Origin of the sequence: Streptomyces sp. NPDC002463 (assembly GCF_042889835.1) — a bacterium.
Taxonomy (GTDB): Bacteria; Actinomycetota; Actinomycetes; order Streptomycetales; family Streptomycetaceae; genus Streptomyces; species Streptomyces nymphaeiformis.
In genome coordinates this window covers 231,361-250,314 of the sequence record NZ_JBIARL010000007.1, presented here as the reverse complement: position 1 = coordinate 250,314, position 18,954 = coordinate 231,361, and the positions used below count along the sequence as shown (strand labels likewise).

Annotated in this window: 17 protein-coding genes and 1 tRNA gene; 12 read left to right on the top strand and 6 right to left on the bottom strand. The window is 72.7% G+C overall.

Translation table 11 applies throughout. The features are described 5' to 3' along the window. Positions 1 to 88: 88 nt before the first annotated feature. Positions 89 to 604: an O-acetyl-ADP-ribose deacetylase gene (locus tag ACFYX3_RS16815; protein WP_116165412.1), complete on the bottom strand. Its 516-nt coding sequence runs from the start codon at positions 602 to 604 to the stop codon at positions 89 to 91. Positions 605 to 1,007: 403 nt separating this feature from the next. Between ACFYX3_RS16815 and ACFYX3_RS16810 the strand changes: the two genes are divergently transcribed. Continuing rightward, positions 1,008 to 2,309 (top strand): hypothetical protein, encoded by a 1,302-nt coding sequence (locus ACFYX3_RS16810; RefSeq protein WP_389013663.1) that lies wholly within the window; start codon positions 1,008 to 1,010, stop codon positions 2,307 to 2,309. Positions 2,310 to 2,378: 69 nt separating this feature from the next. Here the strand turns inward: ACFYX3_RS16810 and ACFYX3_RS16805 are convergent, their stop codons facing one another. After that, positions 2,379 to 2,573: an antitoxin gene (locus ACFYX3_RS16805; protein WP_382655895.1), complete on the bottom strand. Its 195-nt coding sequence runs from the start codon at positions 2,571 to 2,573 to the stop codon at positions 2,379 to 2,381. Between the two features lie 119 nt (positions 2,574 to 2,692). Then, positions 2,693 to 2,777: transfer RNA gene (locus ACFYX3_RS16800), tRNA-Ser, on the bottom strand. A gap of 162 nt (positions 2,778 to 2,939) precedes the next feature. On the opposite strand from ACFYX3_RS16800, the gene ACFYX3_RS16795 reads away from it, so the two are divergent. Beyond that, complete coding sequence (locus tag ACFYX3_RS16795; RefSeq protein WP_389013660.1) at positions 2,940 to 3,785, top strand: MHYT domain-containing protein; 846 nt, start codon at positions 2,940 to 2,942, stop codon at positions 3,783 to 3,785. Between the two features lie 45 nt (positions 3,786 to 3,830). On the opposite strand, the gene ACFYX3_RS16790 is transcribed toward ACFYX3_RS16795, so the two are convergent. Next, positions 3,831 to 5,249, bottom strand: coding sequence for a S1C family serine protease (locus ACFYX3_RS16790; RefSeq protein ID WP_389013657.1), 1,419 nt, complete (start codon positions 5,247 to 5,249; stop codon positions 3,831 to 3,833). A gap of 196 nt (positions 5,250 to 5,445) precedes the next feature. Between ACFYX3_RS16790 and ACFYX3_RS16785 the strand changes: the two genes are divergently transcribed. The 3 genes from ACFYX3_RS16785 (at position 5,446) to ACFYX3_RS16775 (ending at position 8,166) form a co-directional block, all read left to right on the top strand. Then, entirely contained in the window at positions 5,446 to 6,267 is an 822-nt protein-coding gene (locus tag ACFYX3_RS16785) for a glycerophosphodiester phosphodiesterase (protein WP_376594991.1), read from the top strand. Positions 6,268 to 6,326: 59 nt separating this feature from the next. Next, complete coding sequence (locus ACFYX3_RS16780; protein ID WP_376594990.1) at positions 6,327 to 6,974, top strand: ATP-binding protein; 648 nt, start codon at positions 6,327 to 6,329, stop codon at positions 6,972 to 6,974. Between the two features lie 214 nt (positions 6,975 to 7,188). Beyond that, positions 7,189 to 8,166 carry a DUF5926 family protein gene (locus ACFYX3_RS16775; protein ID WP_116159895.1) on the top strand — a complete coding sequence of 326 codons (978 nt, stop codon included), beginning with the start codon at positions 7,189 to 7,191 and terminating at the stop codon, positions 8,164 to 8,166. Positions 8,167 to 9,086: 920 nt separating this feature from the next. Here ACFYX3_RS16775 and ACFYX3_RS16770 read toward each other — a convergent pair. Beyond that, entirely contained in the window at positions 9,087 to 9,875 is a 789-nt protein-coding gene (locus ACFYX3_RS16770; protein ID WP_389013652.1) for a bifunctional DNA primase/polymerase, read from the bottom strand. 504 nt (positions 9,876 to 10,379) lie between these two features. Here ACFYX3_RS16770 and ACFYX3_RS16765 point away from each other — a divergent pair. Then, positions 10,380 to 11,849 carry a PP2C family protein-serine/threonine phosphatase gene (locus ACFYX3_RS16765; protein ID WP_389013649.1) on the top strand — a complete coding sequence of 490 codons (1,470 nt, stop codon included), beginning with the start codon at positions 10,380 to 10,382 and terminating at the stop codon, positions 11,847 to 11,849. 130 nt (positions 11,850 to 11,979) lie between these two features. Continuing rightward, positions 11,980 to 13,446, top strand: a complete 1,467-nt coding sequence (locus ACFYX3_RS16760; RefSeq protein WP_382655912.1) for an aminopeptidase P family protein — start codon at positions 11,980 to 11,982, stop codon at positions 13,444 to 13,446. 58 nt (positions 13,447 to 13,504) lie between these two features. Here ACFYX3_RS16760 and ACFYX3_RS16755 read toward each other — a convergent pair whose 3' ends face one another. Next, entirely contained in the window at positions 13,505 to 13,951 is a 447-nt protein-coding gene (locus ACFYX3_RS16755) for an ATP-binding protein (protein ID WP_376594559.1), read from the bottom strand. Between the two features lie 226 nt (positions 13,952 to 14,177). Here ACFYX3_RS16755 and ACFYX3_RS16750 point away from each other — a divergent pair, with 226 nt between their 5' ends. From ACFYX3_RS16750 to ACFYX3_RS16730, 5 genes are all read left to right on the top strand, one after another. After that, on the top strand, positions 14,178 to 14,960 hold the full coding sequence (locus tag ACFYX3_RS16750) for a hypothetical protein (RefSeq protein WP_389013645.1): 783 nt from the start codon (positions 14,178 to 14,180) through the stop codon (positions 14,958 to 14,960). A 113-nt stretch (positions 14,961 to 15,073) separates the two neighbouring features. Then, positions 15,074 to 15,823 (top strand): YcnI family protein, encoded by a 750-nt coding sequence (locus tag ACFYX3_RS16745; RefSeq protein ID WP_376594557.1) that lies wholly within the window; start codon positions 15,074 to 15,076, stop codon positions 15,821 to 15,823. A gap of 42 nt (positions 15,824 to 15,865) precedes the next feature. Beyond that, on the top strand, positions 15,866 to 16,585 hold the full coding sequence (locus tag ACFYX3_RS16740) for an SCO family protein (RefSeq protein ID WP_389013641.1): 720 nt from the start codon (positions 15,866 to 15,868) through the stop codon (positions 16,583 to 16,585). Next, positions 16,582 to 17,034, top strand: a complete 453-nt coding sequence (locus ACFYX3_RS16735) for a copper chaperone PCu(A)C (RefSeq protein ID WP_382655925.1) — start codon at positions 16,582 to 16,584, stop codon at positions 17,032 to 17,034. The genes ACFYX3_RS16740 and ACFYX3_RS16735 overlap by 4 nt, the downstream gene beginning before the upstream one ends. Before the next feature lie 24 nt (positions 17,035 to 17,058). Beyond that, positions 17,059 to 18,954, top strand: coding sequence for a copper resistance CopC/CopD family protein (locus ACFYX3_RS16730; protein WP_389013638.1), 1,896 nt, complete (start codon positions 17,059 to 17,061; stop codon positions 18,952 to 18,954).

Genomic DNA, 18,954 nt, shown 5'->3' with positions numbered 1-18,954 from the left:
GACGGCGCGCCCCCGGCGCGTCTTCCACCCGGAGGAACCGAACGGGGAGACCGAAAGCGGGAAGGTGTTCGACGGTTGTGGCCGACGATTACGAGTCGTCCCCCACGGCCGCCTCGAAGGCTCCGTACGCCGCCGCGTCGAAGAGGACGAAGCGGACCTCCTCGACCTCGGTACGGGCCGCCCGCACCGTCTCGACGGCGATCCGGGCGCCGTCCGCCATCGGCCAGCCGTAGATCCCGGTGGAGATGGCCGGGAAGGCGACCGTTCGGTCCCCCAACTCGTCGGCGACCCTCAGCGATTCGCGGTAGCAGGAGGCGAGCAGCTCCGAGCGGTCCTCGTCCCGCGACCAGACCGGACCGACCGTGTGGATCACGTGCCGGGCCGGCAGCCGCCCCGCCGTGGTCGCCACGGCCTGCCCGGTCGGCAGGCCCTTGCCGTAGTGGGAGCGGCGCAGGTCCTGGCAGGCGGCGAGGATCTCGGGGCCGCCCTTCCGGTGGATGGCGCCGTCGACCCCGCCGCCGCCGAGCAGCGAGGAGTTCGCGGCATTGACCACCGCATCCACCGCCTCGGCGGTGATGTCCCCCTGCACGAGCACGACGCGCATCTCCACACCCCTGTCTCCTCGGTCCCCGGACCCTACCGGCCCCGTCCGCGGAGGGGCGGCCGCTTTACCACCTCTCCGGAGCGGGAAAGTCCCGTCCGGAGCCGCTGACGGCCACCGCACGGGAGGATCCATACGTACGGGCTGACAACGATGGAAGCGGCGTCACGCGTACGAGTGGGTGTCAGGACGCCGTGGCCCGGCTCCACAGCGGCCGCCCCGGGGGACGCGCGCCTCCGGATCCCGCCGGGCGGAAGAAGCGAAATACCCGGCTCAGAGGGCGTTTCCGGCCCTCGATCGATCAACGCCGTGCGCGTGTCTAACCCAAAGCCGACGCCTAAATTGTTCAGAATGTCACCTACTGCCCCAGTTGAAACTACGAGGTTTCATCGCCTAGGAGCGTGTCATGCAGAATCGCAGGTGGCTCCCGGACCAGCCCACTCTCATCGGCCGCCACAACTGGCCGGACGAGGACGGCAAGGGAACACATCTGCGGCTCCGGGCCGGCTCCATCGTCGTGCTGGACCGGCGGGCGTGGCGCGTCCTGGAGATCACCGGTTACCCCGGCAACTCCTGGCCGAAATCCTATGAGAAGGCGTGGCGCGATCACGTGGAACTGTGGTGGCACGCCAACGAACTGCGGCGAGCCGAGAACCAGGCGCTCAAACCGGCCCCCGATCGCGCCGAGTTCTACAGGCGACCGGTGGTGCTCGTGCTGCGCGACGAGAACCTGCCCCGGTCGGCGGTGAAGCACTGGTGTGCCCCCGCCAGCCTGGACTGGCAGGTCCTCCCCGAGCACTACGCCGTCTGCCGGGCCTGTGGCGAACTGCCGCCCTGCCACCACGGGGAGTACTGCCCGGAGGGCGGCCCCCGGCGTCCGGAGCAGAGCGGCGGCATCCCGCTCATCGTGCCGGAGGGCTGCTGCATGGGGTGTGCCGAGCAGATCAAGCCCCGTATGCGGACCGTGCGTTTCCCCGGCCCCAACCTCTGGTACCCGGACCTCGGCGACGACACCGCGGTCTTCCACTCCCGCTCCTCCTGCGAGGACCAGGTGGAGTACTACCGCGCGCAGTGGCAGAGCGAGTACCCCCAGCCCGTCACGCACCCGACCACGCCGGCGTTCCCGGGCTTCGACCACCTGGTCCTGCCCCGGGCCCGCCAGTCCCAGCCCCCGGTCCCCCAGCACGGGCAGGCACCGGCCCCGCTCCCGGTCCCCCAGCACGGGCAGGCACCGGCCCCGCTCCCGGTCCCCCAGCACGACCAGGCGCATGTCCCCCCACACGGACAGGGTTCGATTCCCCAGCACGGGCAGGGTTCGGTTCCCCAGCACGGGCAGGGTTCGGTTCCCCAGCACGGGCAGGACCACTTCGCGGTCCCGTACATCCGGGAGGAGGCGCACACCTCCCTGACCGTCGGCTCCGGCACCTTCTCGCCGTCCTTCGACGGCTACCGGACGGAGCCCGAGCCGTACCCCGCCGCCCCTCCGCCTCCCCCTCAGAACGCGGCACCCGCGCCCGCGGCCCCTCCCGCAGCCGCCGAGGACGCCGGCCCCGCCGTCCGTGCCGCGGAGGAACTGAGCCGCTCCCTCACGAACCGCCCGGTCTTCCACAACGCGGAGCAGGCGGCCAGGGTGATCGAGGAACTCACCGCGGCGGTCCGCAACATCGCCCTCTGCCTGAACAACCCACAGGCCCGCAGCCACCCCTGACCCGCCGGAGAACCGAGATGAGGGGTGTCCCCGAGCGACTCCGGGACACCCCTCACCACCGGTACACCACTACTGGGGCGGGGAGTCCTGCCCCTGGCCCGTGTCTCCCAGCTGCTCCTTGAGCTTGGCCTGTGCCGTGTCGACGTGCTTCGCGTACTTGCCCTGCGTCTTCTCGTCGACCATGTCGCCGGCCTTGTCGATGCCTTGGGCGGCCTGTTCCTCGTGGCCCTTCAGCATCCCCTTGAGCTTGTCCAACATAGACATCCTGGCCCTCCTAGCGGTGTTCCAGCCCCTTCAGCATCAGGGGCCCCCGCCGAAACCGCATCCGGAGGCAAGGCGAAGGCCCCCGGCCGACGATGTCGGTCGGGGGCCTTCGGCGTGCGCGGTGGGTGTGGGATTTGAACCCACGGTGACTCGCGCCACGACGGTTTTCAAGACCGTTCCCTTAGGCCGCTCGGGCAACCCACCTCCGCCCCGGCCCACCTGGGGCGGAGCGGGCTACAGCGTACCGGCTGAGGGGGCGGGGCCGCGATGAGCGATGAGCGGGGGTGATCCAGAACTGGGTTAAAGTCCCTTGTTCACAAGATCTCCACATATGGGTCGCTTGGGCGATTCCCGAAGGGCTGCAGGGTGCACGGCACGATCGACGGCTTCAGTTACGGCATGGTCACCCCCTTGATGGGCTACGTGATGGCCTGCCTCGGAAGCGCACTGGGGCTCCGCTGCACGGTCAGGTCCCTCCGTACCGAGCAGGCGCGCAAGCCCGGTTGGCTGGCCCTGGGGGCGGCCTCCATCGGCTGCGGCATCTGGACCATGCACTTCATCGCCATGCTCGGCTTCCAGGTGCGGGAGACCTCGATCGCGTACGACGCCGGACTGACCTTCCTCAGCCTGCTCGTGGCCGTGGTCGTCGTGGGCATCGGCGTCTTCATCGTCGGCTACCGCGGCACCCGGCCGGCCCCGCTGCTGCTCGCGGGCGCGCTCACCGGGCTCGGGGTCGCCGGCATGCACTACCTCGGCATGGCTGCGATGCGGATGGGCGGCCGACTGCTGTACGACCCGGCCGTCGTCGCCCTGTCCGTGGTCATCGCCGTCGTCGCGGCGACCGCCGCGCTGTGGGCCGCGGTCTCGATCCGCGGCTTCCTCGCCAGCCTGGGCGCGAGTGTCGTCATGGGCGTCGCCGTGACCGGCATGCACTACACCGGCATGGCCGCTCTCAGCGTGCGCGTGGACCACGCCACGCACGCGGCCGTGGGATCGTCGCTCCCCGACGTGCTGCCGATGCTGGTCGGCCCGCTGATCTTCCTGGTCCTGGCCGCGGCCGTCGTGATGCTCGACCCCATGCTGATCATGGGCGAGGACGAGCCGGCGTACGCCCCCCGGATCGACATCGGCGAGATCGGGGGAGCCGGGGGATTCGGCGGCGCCGGGTCCGCGGCGACGAGCGCGTGGCCGACGGACGACCGGCGGGGGTGACGGCACGGGGGGTGCACCGGATGGCCGGCGCACCCCCCGCTTCGGTCAGCTGTCGCCGGTGCGCTCGCCGAGCGTCACCGTGGCCGTGGCGGTCTTGCCGTCGCGCTCGTAGGTGATCTTCACCGCGTCGCCCGGCTTGTACGTCCAGATCTCGCTGATCAGGGTCGGGCCGCTGTCGATCGGGTGGTCGCCGAAGGCCGTGATCACGTCGCCGGCCTTCAGACCCGCCTTCGCCGCCGGGCCGTTGGGCGTGACCGACGGCGTGCCGCCGGAGCCCTGGCCGGCGATCGTCGCGCCCTGGCCCTTCTCGTTCATGTTCACGGTCGCGCCGATCACCGGGTACACCGGCTTGCCCGTCTTGATCAGCTGCTGGGCCACGTTCTTCGCCTGGTTGACCGGGATCGCGAAGCCGAGGCCGATCGAGCCCGCCTGCGACTGGCCGAAACCGCCGCCGCTGGTCGACTGGATGGCCGAGTTGATGCCGATCACCGCGCCGCTCGCGTCGAGCAGCGGCCCGCCGGAGTTGCCCGGGTTGATCGAGGCGTCCGTCTGCAGCGCGCTCATGTACGAGTTGCTGCCGCCGGAGCCGTCGCCCGAGGCCACCGGGCGGTTCTTGGCGCTGACGATGCCGGTGGTCACCGTGTTCGACAGGCCGAAGGGGGCGCCGATCGCGATGGTCGAATCGCCGACCGCCACCTTGTCGGAGTCCCCGAGCGGCAGCGGCGTCAGCCCCTTCGGGGCGTTCTTCAGCTTGATGACCGCCACGTCGTAGCCCTGGGCCCGGCCGACGACCTCCGCGTCGTACGTCTTGCCGTCCGAGAACGTCACGGACAGCGTGCCGCCGTCCGCCGCCGACGCCACCACGTGGTTGTTGGTGACGATGTGGCCTTCCTGGTCGTAGACGAAGCCCGTGCCCGTACCGCCCTCGCCGTCCTGGCCGCCGGACTTCGCCTGGATGGTGACCACGCTCGGCAGGGCCTTCGCCGCGACCGCGGCGACCGTCCCCGGGTCGCGCTTGAACGAGGCCGGGGCCTGGCCCGAGGAGACCGTCGTCGAGCTGAAGCCGTTGTCGCCGCGCTCGGCCGCCCAGTAGCCGATGCCGCCGCCGATGCCGCCCGCGACGAGCGACGCGACGAGCACCGCCGCGACGAGGCCGCCGATCCGCCGGCGCGGGGCCTCCGGGGCGGGGGGTACGGGCGGGGCGCCCCAGGCCGGGACGGCCGGCGGGGGCGGCGGCCAGCCACCGGCGGGCGCGACGGCCGCGGGCGCGGGCGCGGCGGCGGGCGCCTGGTCAGGGGCGGGGGACGGGACCGGGGCCTGGACCACCGTCGGCTCGTCCTCCTGCGGAGCGGCGGCCTGCGGGGCCGGCTCCGCCGCGGGCTTCTCCATGGACGGCGACGTCGGAGGGGTGGACGGCGCAGCCGGGTCCGCCGGAACCGGCGTGCCCTCGTTCTCGGTGCTCACAGCTCGCTCTCCTCGTTGACTGCGCGGGGTCTGGGTACGTGCTCGTACGGGCTCCAGGGTGCTGCACCAGCTTTTCCCACAGGACGTCAGGCCGCTGTAAGGCGGAGCTGTGCATTGGCACCCCATCCTTTATATACGGACAGAACGGACAGTCTCCGAGGTGCCCGCGCCGCCCCGCCAATGGCACCATGACGCGGTGACTCACGCACGGCAGCACCCGAACCGCGTCCCCCTCCAGGTCGTCGCCCACCGAGGCGCGTCCGAGGACGCACCGGAACACACCCTGGCCGCCTATGTGAAGGCCATCGAGGACGGCGCCGACGCCCTGGAGTGCGACGTCCGGCTCACCGCCGACGGCCATCTCGTCTGCGTCCACGACCGGCGCGTCGACCGCACGTCGAACGGCCGCGGCGCCGTGTCCGCGCTCGAACTCGCCGACCTCGCGGCCCTCGACTTCGGGACCTGGAAGGGCCGGGACGACTCCGGCGAGAGCCCCGACTGGCGGGACCCCGGACTCACGTCCGTCCTCACCCTGGAGCGGCTCCTGGAGCTGGTCTCCGACGCGGGGCGCCGGATCGAGCTGGCCATCGAGACGAAGCACCCGACCCGCTGGGCCGGGCAGGTGGAGGAGCGGCTGCTCCAGCTCCTGAAGCGTTTCGGCCTGGACGCGCCCGCGTCCGCCGCCGAGTCCCCCGTACGCGTCATGAGCTTCTCGGCGCGGTCGCTGCACCGGATCGCGGCCGCGGCGCCGACGCTGCCGACCGTCTCGCTCGCCCAGTTCGTCTCGCCGCGCCTGCGCGACGGGCGGCTTCCCGCGGGCGCGCGCATCGCGGGTCCGTCGATCCGGATCGTCCGGAACCATCCCGCGGTGATCCTGCGGCTGCAGAAGGCCGGGCACCAGGTCCACGTGTGGACGGTGGACGAGGCGGAGGACGTCGAGCTCTGCGAGCGGCTCGGCGTGGACGCGATCATCACCAACCGCCCGAAGCAGGTGCTGGCCCAGCTGGGCCGGGGCTGAGCTCCGGGGCACCTCTCGCGTCACTGGTTTCCCGTCCGTCACAGAGGACAACACGCCTCATGGGGTGTGCCCCGGCGCGTTCCGTGCGTACGCGATCGTCACGAGTGCCTCATCCCACACGGATTGGCCGGTTTCCGGTCCAGGCCATTGGGGCATCCACACCGTGGCGTGGGGCAAAGGAGGTCTCGGGGGTGGCGTTGGTGGTGGCACAGGAGGTGCCCACGTCGTCGAGCATGGCCGTACCCCATGGCCCTGCGGGCGTGGGTGAGGCGCGACACCGGATGCGGGACGAGCTGTACCGCAGCGGGGTGGCCGAATCGGTCGTCGACGACGCGGTGCTGATCCTTTCCGAGCTGCTCAGCAATGCCTGTCGGTACGGCAGGCCGCTGGGGCACGCGGAGCGGGGCGAAGGCGATGTGCGGGCGGCCTGGCGGGTCGACCCGGCGGGCGGCCTGCGGGTCGAGGTGACCGACGGCGGCGGCCCGACCCGGCCCGTCCCGTCGACGCCCTCGGTCACGGCGCGGGGCGGCCGCGGGCTGAACATCATCGGCGCGCTGGCCCAGGACTGGGGCGTACGGGACAGCGCGACCGGCGAGGTCACGGTCTGGGTGGTGGTCACCGAAGGCCACCGCCGCGAGGACTTCGCGACCCGCGTCGGCGGCGGCTCGGGCTTCGACTTCCTGGACGCGTACGACGACCTGGACTGACGGGCCCTCACGGACGGCGGGGAGCAACGGGACGCCCGGAACCGGGGAGAGGGCGAGCGCCGGCCGCACGACCGCACCGCGGGAGCGGACAGGCCGCAACCCCACTCGTCCTGCCCGGCGCAGCCGTACCGCCGCCCCGCCTGAACCGTGGCGGGCGCCGGTGCGGCTAGGCTCGCGCCCGATACAGCAGCCGCGATCGGGAGAAAGCCACACCATGGCCAAGAAGCGCCCCCAGACGAAGGCCGGCAAGGCCGGCCAGGCACAGGTCACGAGCGGGGAGATCCCGGTCGTCGGCGCGCGCGAGCCGTGCCCGTGCGGTTCGGGCCGCCGCTACAAGGCGTGTCACGGCCGGGCCGCCGCGCACGCCGTGACCGAGCTCGTCCAGCGCCCCTTCGAGGGTCTGCCCGGCGAGTGCGACTGGGTCGCGCTGCGCGAGCTGGTGCCGGCCGCGACCGTGCCGCTCACCCTGAAGGGCGGGCTCCCCGAGGGCGTGCCGTCGGTGACGCTCGCGACCGTGCTGCCGATGGCGTGGCCGGCGCTCCGCCGCGACGACGGCTCCGTCCTGCTGGCCCTGCAGAACGACTCCACCTCCGGCGACCTGGCCCGCGACCTCGCCGACACCCTCCAGCGCGCCCTGGAGGCGGAGCCGGGCACCCCGGTCCCCGCGCGCCGCGTGCCGGCCGAGGGCCCGCGCCTGCAGGAGCTGCTCGACGCGGACGCTCCGTTCGTCCCGGAGGTCCACTCGGGCTTCGAGTTCTGGATCCCGCAGTCCGCGGACGGCGCGGACCCGGAGGTCTCGGCCTCCCTCGAGCGGGCCAACGCGGCCGCGATCCCGACCGTGAAGCTGGCGAGCGTCGACTCCGCGTACTGGTGCGAGGTTCCGGACAAGAACCACCTGCGCTGGGTCATGCCGCACGAGGAGGAGAAGCTCCTCGACGCGCTGGCCCGTCTCCAGGCCGGCGAGGGCACCTCGCTCGGCGCCGACACCCGGCTCGTCGGCTCCTTCCGGGCCCACGGCCTGATGGTGCCGGTGTGGGACCTGCCGTCCTCCATGACCGCCGAGGACTGCGAGAAGCCGGCGGCCGAGTTCGCCGAGCGGCTCGCCGCGGCGCTCGCCTCGGACGCTCCGCTGACGGCGGAGGAGCGCCGGGCGCGCGGCGGTCTCACGAACCGTCAGGTGACTCTCAGCTGATACCCCAGGTGGTATCGGTGACCGGCAGACCGACCGGTCGGTGACTTCCGCCACAAAGCGGGTCCTCGGCCGGACAATTCCCTGTCCGAATAACCGAGATCGAATTTGCGAACAGCAGATCTCTTGTTACCGTTCTTGAAGCCCGGTCGCTGGTGCATCCCCCGTCGCCAGCGACCGGGCCTTTCCATGTCCGCTTCCGGCAGGCCCGGGGCGTCCGACGTTCAACTTCCCCCGCCGTCCGCCGTGTTGCTTCCCGCGCGGAGCAGCAGCGGAGTGGCGTCACCCTCACCGGCTCCCGTGAATTCCGCGACCGCCGTATACGCCGCGGCCGCACCCCGCCCGCGCTCCCTCGGCGTTTCGCAGGTTCCCGGTTCGTCCTGCGCCGGGACGGGGCAGTCCACTTGTACGGTGCGCCCGCCGGGGCCCATGAGGGTAAGAAACGCGTCGAGCTGTCGGCCGGTGGCGTTCCGGTAGTAGGTCCGCGCCCAGACGTCGGGTCCCTCGCTCAGGACGCAGGTCTGCGCCTCGACCCCTTCGGGGGAGGCGAGTTCCGGTCCGCAGCGCGTGACGCGTTCGGGAGGGACGGAAGGCGCGGAAGGCGCGGGGGTCGCCGGAGCGGCGGAGGCGGGGGTACGGGGTCCCAGGCCGAGCCCGCTCAGCAGGTCCCCGGCCTTCGCGTCGCCCCCGGCACTCGCCCCGGACGGCCGTACGGGCTCCCCCGTCGGCCCCGCCATGGCGACGAGGGGCAGCAGGACGGCGACCGTGACGGCGGTCCCGAGTCCGACCACGCGGGGGTTCACCGGGCTCATGGGGGTGAACATAGCCGCGGGATCCGGGCGCCCGGCGGGCCGCGCGCCCGTTTCCCTTGCAAGTCGGACAAGGACGCACCCGTTCGGGTGAAGCGGAGCGTCCGGCCGACCTCAGTACTTCAGCCTGCTCCCGCCGCCCGGCGTGCTCGTGCTCGCCTCGACCAGGGCGTCGACCACCGCCTCGACGTCGGGCAGCCAGGGCCGGGCCGAGCCGGCATCGGGGTCTTCCCTGCTCGAACGAAGTTGAGAGCTTGGGGAAGGCGCCCGCTCCCAGCGGACCTGCCCGGTGCCCGCGACCGACGGCGGCAGGAGCAGGTAGCCGCCCTCGCCGTGGAAACGCAGCGAGCTGGGCACGCTGTCCTTCGCGTAGAGGAGCTCGCCGAGACGTTCGAGGCCGTACGGGGCGACGAGGATCGACCACCGGGTCGGGGTCGCCACCACCGGGCCGAGCCGCATGCCCGCCGCGTCGAGCGCCGCGAGCGCCCGCGCGCCCGCCACCGCGGGGAGGCTGACCGCGCAGGGCGCGCGGCCACCGGTGGCGAGGACCACCGGGGCGTCCGGGCGCCGGGTCCACCACCAACGGACCATGCGCTCGTCCGTGGTGGCCGCGAGCAGTCCGGGTTCGTAGGGGTGCGCGCCGGGCACCACGCAGTCGGGGTCGGGACAGGAACAGGCCGCCCCCGTGGCCGCAGGGGTCGCCGCTCCCGGGCCTGCGCCCGTGGCCGTACGGGTCCTCGCGCTCGGGCTCGCGCCCGTACGGGTCGTCGTCGCTCTCAGGCTCGCGCCCGGCAGGACGGGCCAGTTCCACTCGACCGCGAAGGTGACCGCGGCGTCGAGCCGGGCGGTCCTCTCCTTGCGCCGGAACCGGAGCCTGCGTCGCCTTCCGAGGATCTCGCGCATGAGCGCTCGTTCCTTTCCGTTGAACGCCGAATCCACATCACACCATGTGCAGAACTCTTCACCGTGCGTATCAGCGCGCGCCGGGTCGGCGGGGTGCCGGCCCTCGAAGGAGCGGGGCGGACCGGGCCGGTGCCGGGTGGATCCCGGGGGAACCGGGTGGAGCCAGGTCAGAGCCGGAGCGGGTCAGAACACGTTCCCCGCCACTCGGTGACGGGTTGCGGCCTGCGGCGGGAAAGACGCCGGGGTTCCGCGTCACGTTCCGGGGCGGTGTCAACTACCCCTGCCTGTCACCGATTACGTACCCAGCACGCTTGGAATGACGCGCTTTCAAACGACGCCAGTCGACCGCAAAAGGTGCACACCGGGGGCAATTTTCAGCCAACTTCCCGCGCACTTCAACCCCCTCGCACGACCTCGCGGACACCACAAGTCCCGTGGGGACAATGCTGGACATCGTTCCTCTTGTGCGTGTACATGTGGATGCATCGAGCGGCTCAGATTGACATGGGGGTTTGCGATGCTTTGGCGTCAAACGCACCGGTCGGAAAGCCGACCGTCATGAGCGCCCCACACATGCCGAAAGTGGCCGGAATCGATTCCACGGTTCCCGGGTCCCCGCACACTACGTCGCCCCTCCCGGGGGTACCCGCGGCGGCCGGGCCCGCCGACGCGGCCCTCCCGCCGGGAGCACTGATCCAGGACCGGCTGGCCTCCTGGGTCTCCGACCTCACCACCCTCCACGAACTCACCGAGCGCCTCATCAGGACCGCCTCCCTCGACGAGGCCCTCCGCGAGGTGCTCGGCGCCGGCGCTGCGCTCGTCGGCGCCCGCCGTGGCATGGCCGTCCTCGAACCGGCCGACGGCCGCGGCCCCACCAGCACCATCGGCCTCGGGCTCGCCCACTCCGACCTCGGCACCATCGAGACCGTGCCACGCAGCGCCACCAGCTGCGGCCGCCTCCTCGACGGCCTCCCCGATCCCGGGCACCCCGAGCGCGTCCCCGACCCGATCGCCATCCGCGACGTCCGCACGGAGGAGGGCCTCGACCCGCGCCACCGCGAGGTCGCCGCCCGCCTCGGCTACGCCGCCAGCTACGCCCTGCCCCTCGCCACCGAGGACGCCGGCCGGCTCGGCGCGGTCGTCTGGCTCTACGACGAGCCCGCCGAACCCAGCGACCGGCAGCGCCACCTCATCGGGCTGTACGGCCGCTTCGCCACCGAGCACCTCGCCCGGCTCCTCCAGGTCGAGCGCGCCCGCGTCCAGGTCGCCACCGTCGCCGAGGAGCTGCTCCCCAGCCGGCTCCCCCGCGTCCCCGGCGTCCAGCTCGCCGCCCGTCACCGCACCGGACCGCTCGGCGGCGGCGACTGGTACGACGCGCTGCCGCTGCCGGACGGCGCCCTCGGCCTGGCCGTCGGCTCCGTCTCCGGCACCGGACCCAGCGCCCTCGCCGCCATGGGCCGGCTGCGCGCCTCCCTCCGGGCGTACGCGGTGATGGAGGGCGAGGACCCCGTCGCCGTCCTCTCCGACCTGGAGCTGCTGCTGCGGATCACCGAGCCCGCGCGCTCGGCGACCGCCCTCTTCGCGTACGCCGAGCCCGCGCAGCGCCGGATCGTCCTCGCCGGGGCCGGGCACTGCCCGCCGCTGGTCGTCGGCGACCGCCGCACCGAGTTCGTCGAGACCTCGCTGTCGGCCCCGCTCGGGATGCTCTCCTGCTGGGAGGCGCCGAGCGTGGAGCTGTCCCCCGCACCCGGAGAAACGGTGCTTCTCTACACGGACGGGCTGCTGCGGCGCACCGGCGACGCCATGGACCGGGCCTTCGCCCGGCTCCACGCGGCCGCCGCCGGCGTGCCGAGGGCCGACCGGGGCGACCCGGGCGCCGTCGCCGACCACGTCCTGCGGACCCTCCTCCCCGAGGGCCTGGACCCGGCGGTGGACGGGGAGGACGTGGTCCTGCTCGCCGCGCGCTTCGAGTGAGCCGCGCCGTCGCGTGACCTCCGATGGCCGGAGTGTGAGATTCCGGTAATGGGTCTTCCGACCCTGGGCCCCCTTCCGTACGACCGTACGATGGTGGGGGTTCAGTGTCGTACCAAGAGGAGGCAGACCCGTGGCCGAGGAGCTCACCCCGGAGACCCCGGAAGAGACCGAGACCGAAGAGCAGGCGATCAAGCAGCGGAAGAACGGCCTCTACCCGGGCGTGTCCGACGAGCTCGCCGAGAACATGAAGTCCGGCTGGGCCGACACCGAGCTGCACGGCCTGGAGCCGATCGCCCAGGCCGGCCACACCGCCGCCCGCCGCGCCGCGCTCTCCGCCCGCTTCCCGGGCGAGCGCCTCGTGATCCCCGCCGGGAACCTGAAGACCCGGTCGAACGACACCGAGTACGCCTTCCGCGCCTCCACCGAGTACGCGTACCTCACCGGCGACCAGACCCAGGACGGCGTCCTCGTCCTGGAGCCCACCGCCGACGGCCACGAGGCCACGATCTACCTGCTGCCGCGCTCCAACCGCGAGAACGGCGAGTTCTGGCTCGACGGCCAGGGCGAGCTGTGGGTCGGCCGCCGCCACTCCCTCACCGAGGCCGAGCAGCTCCTCGGCGTCCCGGCGAAGGACGTCCGCGAGCTCGCCGCCGCCCTCAAGGAGGCCACCGGCCCGGTCCGCGCCGTCCGCGGCCACGACGCCGGCATCGAGGCCGCGCTGACCGACAAGGTCACCGCCGAGCGCGACGAGGAACTGCGGATCTTCCTCTCCGAGGCCCGCCTCGTGAAGGACTCCTTCGAGATCTCCGAGCTGGAGAAGGCCTGCGCCTCCACCGCCCGCGGCTTCGAGGACGTCGTCAAGGTCCTCGACAAAGCCGAGGCCACCAGCGAGCGCTACATCGAGGGCACGTTCTTCCTGCGCGCCCGCGTCGAGGGCAACGACATCGGCTACGGCTCCATCTGCGCCGCCGGCCCGCACGCCACCACCCTGCACTGGGTCCGCAACGACGGCGACGTCCGCTCCGGCGACCTGCTGCTGCTCGACGCCGGCGTGGAGACCACCGAGCTCTACACCGCCGACATCACCCGCACCCTGCCGATCAACGGCCGGTACACCGAGCTCCAGCGCAAGATCTACGACGCCGTGTACGAGGCGCAGGAGGCCGGCATCGCCGCGGTGAAGCCCGGCGCCGCCTACCGCGACTTCCACGACGCCGCCCAGCGCGTCCTCGCCGAGAAGCTCGTCGAGTGGGGCCTCGTCGAGGGCCCGGTCGAGCGCGTCCTGGAGCTCGGCCTCCAGCGCCGCTGGACCCTGCACGGCACCGGCCACATGCTCGGCATGGACGTCCACGACTGCGCCGCCGCGCGCACCGAGAAGTACGTGGACACCACCCTGGAGCCGGGCATGTGCCTGACCGTCGAGCCCGGTCTCTACTTCCAGGCCGACGACCTGACCGTGCCGGAGGAGTACCGCGGCATCGGCGTCCGGATCGAGGACGACATCCTCGTCACCGAGGACGGCAACCGGAACCTCTCGGAGGCGCTGCCGCGCCGCGCCGACGAGGTCGAGGCGTGGATGGCCGCGCTGAAGGGCTGATCCCCGCGTACGTTGGTACCGAAGGGCCCCCGCCGACCGACCGGCGGGGGCCCTTCCCTCATGCGAGCAGGAGCGACGGGCTGTCCCGCCACTTCAGGATCTTGTCGAAGCTGACCACGGCGCCGCCCCGGCCCGAGCGGTTGCCGAACTGGACGTGATCGGCCAGCTCCTCGATCAGGCGCAGCCCCCGGCCGTGCTCGGCGTCGTCCGAGGGGGCTGCCCGGACGGCGCTCCCCGGGAAGCCCGGGCCCGAGTCGGCCACCTCGATGCGGCAGGTCTCGCCGTCCAGGTACGCCGTCACCCGGTACGCCCCGCCCGGCTCCGCGCGGCCGGCCGCGCCGCCGTGCTCGACGGCGTTGGCACACGCCTCGGTCAGCGCGACCGACAACTCGTACGACACGTCGGGATCGACACCCGCCGTCTCCATCGTGCCCAGCAGAAGCCTCCGTGCGAGCGGCACGCTCGCGGCCTCGCGCCGCAGATGGAGTGACCACCAGATGCTCATGCTCCAGCCTCCCGGCAGCGGCTCGACATACCGATACCTATTGCCGGGGCGGACGCTCCGTAAGCGCGAGGAGGCGTCAAGAGCGCTCGTTCGGCGGATGCACCGGGCGGGTGCACCGGTGTATGTCAGGTTGACGGTCGGCGTATCTCGCCGCGAAGACCCCCAAGGACGACCTTCCGGACCTGCCGCATGGCGGTGCCGCGCGTGGTGCGATGATGGGCCCGCCATGACTGCCCCCGCGCTCGCTCCACGGCTGCTGAGGGCCGCGGTGTTCACCGCGGTCTGCGTCGTGCTGTCCGCGCTGGGACACGCCCTCGCCGCCTGCGCCGGCATCGCCCTGTGGACCCTCGTCGCCGGATTCCTCTACGTCTTCGGGGTCGCCGTGCTCCTCGCCGGGCGCGAGCGCTCCCTCGGCCTCGTCGTCGGCGCCCTCGCCGGCGGGCAGCTCGGCCTGCACGTGCTCTTCGGGCTCGGACAGCGGCAGCTCGCCCTGAGCGACCGGGCCGACGACGCCCTGGTCCGGATGGCCGCACGGCTGGTCTGCGGAGCGGGCGCCGCTTCGCTCACCCCCGCCGACGCCGCCCGGATCATCACCGACGCCGGGCTCGACCCGGCGACCGCGCACGCCCACACGGGGCACATGGCCGGCGGGGCGGCCACGTCCGCCGGCGAGCTGCTGCCCGGTCTGCCCATGCTCCTCGGCCACCTCCTGGCCGCCCTGGCCACGGGCTGGCTGCTGCGCCGCGGCGACCGGGCCCTCGGCCGGCTCGTGGAGCTCTCCGAGCAGGGCGCGACGGAGCTCGCCGAATGCGCCGTCGTGCGCTCCCTGCGGGCCGCGCTCTCCTTCGTACGGGCCCTGCTCGCCGGGCTGCCGGCCGCGCCGGGCACGGGACCGCGGCGGAGCCTCCGCACCGCCTTCGACTCCTCGCCGCCGCCGGTGGCCGAGGCACTCCAGCACACGGTGATCAGGCGCGGCCCCCCGGCCGCCCACTGCGTCCTCGCAGCCTGACGCGGACCGCTCGACGTGAGCGGGCCGCGCCCGTCCGCACGCCCGCGCGGGACTCCTGTCCCGGGCACGCCGGACTCCCGCACCCTTACTTCCGAGCTGGAGTGTCCTCTGCCATGAACGTTTCCCGTACCTTCCTCGCCGGCGGCATCGCCCTCTCCTCCGTCGTGCTGCTCTCCGGCACCGCCTTCGCGCACGTCAGCGTGCAGCCGCAGGGCGAGGCGGCCAAGGGCGGCTACGCGACCGTCAACCTCAAGGTCCCGAACGAGCGCGACAACGCCTCCACCGTGAAGGTCGAGGTCAACTTCCCGCTCGACCACCCGCTGGCCTCCGTCATGCCCCAGCCCGTCCCCGGCTGGAAGGCCGTGGTGACCAAGAGCAAGCTCACCAAGCCGCTGGAGCTGCACGGCAAGAAGATCAACGAGGCCGTCTCCAAGGTCACCTGGACCGCCGACGGCTCGAAGATCGGCCCCGGCGAGTTCCAGCAGTTCCCGCTCTCCCTCGGCCAGCTGCCGGAGGACGCCGACGAGCTGGTCCTCAAGGCGATCCAGACGTACGACAACAAGGAGGTCGTGCGCTGGATCGAGGAGCAGAAGGAGGGCGCGGAGGAGCCGCAGAACCCGGCGCCCGTCCTGAAGCTCTCCGCCGCCTCCGCCGACGAGGACCACCACGGCGGCGCCGCTCCGTCCGCCTCCGCCGGGACGGACGAGAAGGCCGGTCACGACGACAAGGCCGACCACGAGGAGACCGCCGCCGCGTCCTCCGCCTCCGACACCACGGCCCGTGTCCTCGGTGTCATCGGCATCCTCGTCGGTGTCGCCGGTGTCGCCTTCGGCCTCCTCGCCGGCCGCCGCCGCTCGGCCTGACGGCCGCGCCCTCACCCTCGCTCGTCATCCGAAAGAAGCACCATGTCTGAAGAGAAGACGCCCGGGGCGGCATCGGCCCGTCCCGGGCGGCGCACGCCGCTGGTCATCGCGGCCGTCGCGATCGTCGCCGCGCTCGGCATCACCGCCGCCGTCGGCCTCGGCGGCAACGACGACAAGCCCGCGGGCTCGGGCTCCCCGGTCGCCGTCGTCTCCGGCGGATCCGAGTCCACGAAGGCCGCCACCGTCCTCGACCGGCCCTTCACCAAGCCCGCGCTCGTCCTCACCGACACCAAGGGCCAGAAGTACGACCTGCGGGAGCGCACCAAGGGCAAGCCGACGCTCATCTACTTCGGCTACACGCACTGCCCCGACGTCTGCCCCCTGACGATGAGCAACATCGCCATCGCCAAGAAGAAGCTCCCCAAGGCGGACCAGGACAAGCTCCAGGTCGTCTTCGTCACCACCGACCCCGAGCGGGACACCCCCGCCGAGCTCGCCAAGTGGCTGCCCGCCGCCGGCGACCCCTCCTTCACCGGTCTCACCGGCGACTTCTCCGCCATCCAGGCGGGGGCCCGGCAGATCGGCATCGGCATCGACCCGCCGAAGAAGGAGAAGGACGGCACGGTCGTCTCCATGCACGGCGCCCAGGTGATCGCCTTCTCGCCCACCACCGACCAGGGCTACGTCCTGTACGGCGAGGACGCGAGCGTCGACGACTACGCGAAGGACCTGCCGAAGATCATCAAGGGGGAGAACCCGTGACCCGCCGCACCACCGCCCTGTCCGCCGCCGTGGCGCTCGCCGCCGCGCTCGCGCTGACCGGGTGCTCGTCCTCCGAGAGCAAGCCCGACCTGAAGGTCAGCGGCGCGTACATGCCCCAGCCGGTGATGGACATGGCCGGCGGCTTCCTCACGATCAAGAACGGCAGCGACACGGCGGACAAGCTGACCTCCGTCACCAGCCCGATCTCGGACGACGTCACCATCCACGAGTCGAAGAACCAGAAGATGCAGCAGGTGAAGTTCTTCGACATCCCCGCGAACGGCGAGCTGAAGCTCGAACGCGGGGGCAACCACATCATGTTCATGGAGCTGAAGAAGACGCCCAAGCAGGGCGACACGGTCAGCATCGAGCTGCACTTCGAGAAGTCCGACCCCATCAAGGTCGACGTCCCCGTCGAAGCAGCCAACCACAACCCGCAGCAGCACTGAGCTCGTTGACGGAGTGACACAGAGATGACAACCACCGCCCCGCGCCTCGGCAACGCCCTGGCCCGGCTGCTGATCCTCGCGGCCGCGCTGCTCGGCACGCTGCTCGCCGGTGCCGCACCCGCCTCCGCGCACGCGGCGCTCACCGGCAGCGACCCGAAGGACGGGGCGGTGGTCGCCACCGCCCCCAAGGAGGTCAACCTGACCTTCTCCGAGCAGGTCGCCATGAGCGCCGACTCCATCCGGGTCCTCGACCCGGCGGGCCGCCGGGCCGACACCGGCGAGATCCGCGACCTGTGCAGCGGCTCCGTCGTCCGGTACGGGGTGGGGCTCCGCGCCGGTCTTCCCGACGGCACGTACACCGTGGCCTGGCAGACCGTCTCGGCCGACAGCCATCCCATCGCCGGCGCCTTCACCTTCTCCATCGGAGCCCCTTCCACGACCTCCGTCGCCCTCCCCGACCAGGCGGTCGGCGGCGGCCTCGTCGGCGCCCTCTACGGGATCGCCCGCTACCTCTCGTACGCCGGGTTCGCCGTCCTCGTCGGCGGCGGCGCCTTCGTCCTGGTCTGCTGGCCGCGCGGCGCGAGCGTCCGCCCCGTCCAGCAGACGGTGGTCCGGGGCTGGCTGACCCTCACCGGCGCCACGCTCGCGATGCTGCTCCTGCGCAGCCCCTACACCGGCTCCGGGAAGCTCGCCGACGCCTTCGACCTGGCGGGCCTGCGGGCCGTCCTGGAGACGAAGACCGGCGCCGCGCTCACCTCCCGGCTGCTGCTGCTCGGTGCCGCCGCGCTCTTCGTGGCCGTCCTCTTCGGCTCCTACGCCCGCCGCACCGACCCCAAGGAGAAGAAGGACCTCTCCTTCGGTCTCGGCATCGGCGGCACCGTCGTCGCCGCCGGCATCGCCGGGACCTGGGCCCTCGCCGAGCACGCCTCGACCGGCCTCCAGCCCGGCATCGCCATGCCCGTCGACATCCTGCACCTCCTCGCCGTCGCCGCCTGGCTCGGCGGCCTCACCGTGCTCCTCGTCGCCCTCTACCGGGCGCCGTCCGTCGAGCGCTCCGCCGTCGAGCGCTTCTCCAAGGTGGCCTTCGGCTCCGTGGCCGTCCTCGCCGCCACCGGGCTCTACCAGTCCTGGCGCCAGGTCGGCTCCTGGTCCGCGCTGACCGGCACCCGGTACGGCCAGCTGCTCCTGGTCAAGATCGGCCTCATGGCGGTCCTCATCGGCATCGCCTGGATCTCCCGCCGCTGGACCCGGCGCCTGGCGGACCCGTCGCCGCGGGAGTCGGCGGCGGAAGCGGAGGAGCCGGAGACCGAGGCCGCGGACGAGCCGGCCGGCGACGCCGATCCCGAGCGGGCCGCGCAGCTCGCCCGGCAGCGGGCCGCCGTCGCCACCGCGCGGCGCAAGCGGGAGCGGGACGCCGACCCCGAGCGGACCGGTCTGCGCCGTTCGGTGCTGACCGAGGCCGCCGTCGCGGTCGTCCTCCTCGCCGTGACCACGGTCCTCACCTCCACCGAGCCCGGCCGCACGGAGGAAGAGGCCGGGCGGACCACCGCCGCCTCCGGCCCGGCCGCCGTGCCGGACCGGCCCGTCGACATCCGGCTGCCCTTCGACACCGGCGGCGTCGACGGCAAGGGCGTCGTCCGTCTCAGCCTCGACCCCGGCCGCACCGGCGCCAACGCGCTGCACATCTTCGTCGAGCGCCCCAACGGGAAGCCGCTGGACGTCCCCGAGATCAAGCTCGCCCTCACCCTGGAGGCGAAGAACGTGGGCCCTCTGCCCGTCGCCCCCGACCGGATCCAGACCGGACACTGGAGCGCGAGCGGCGTCCAGATCCCGATGCCCGGCGAATGGAAGATCCAGGTGACCGTCCGTACCTCCGAGATCGACCAGACCACCATCGACAAGAACGTGAAGATCGGCTGA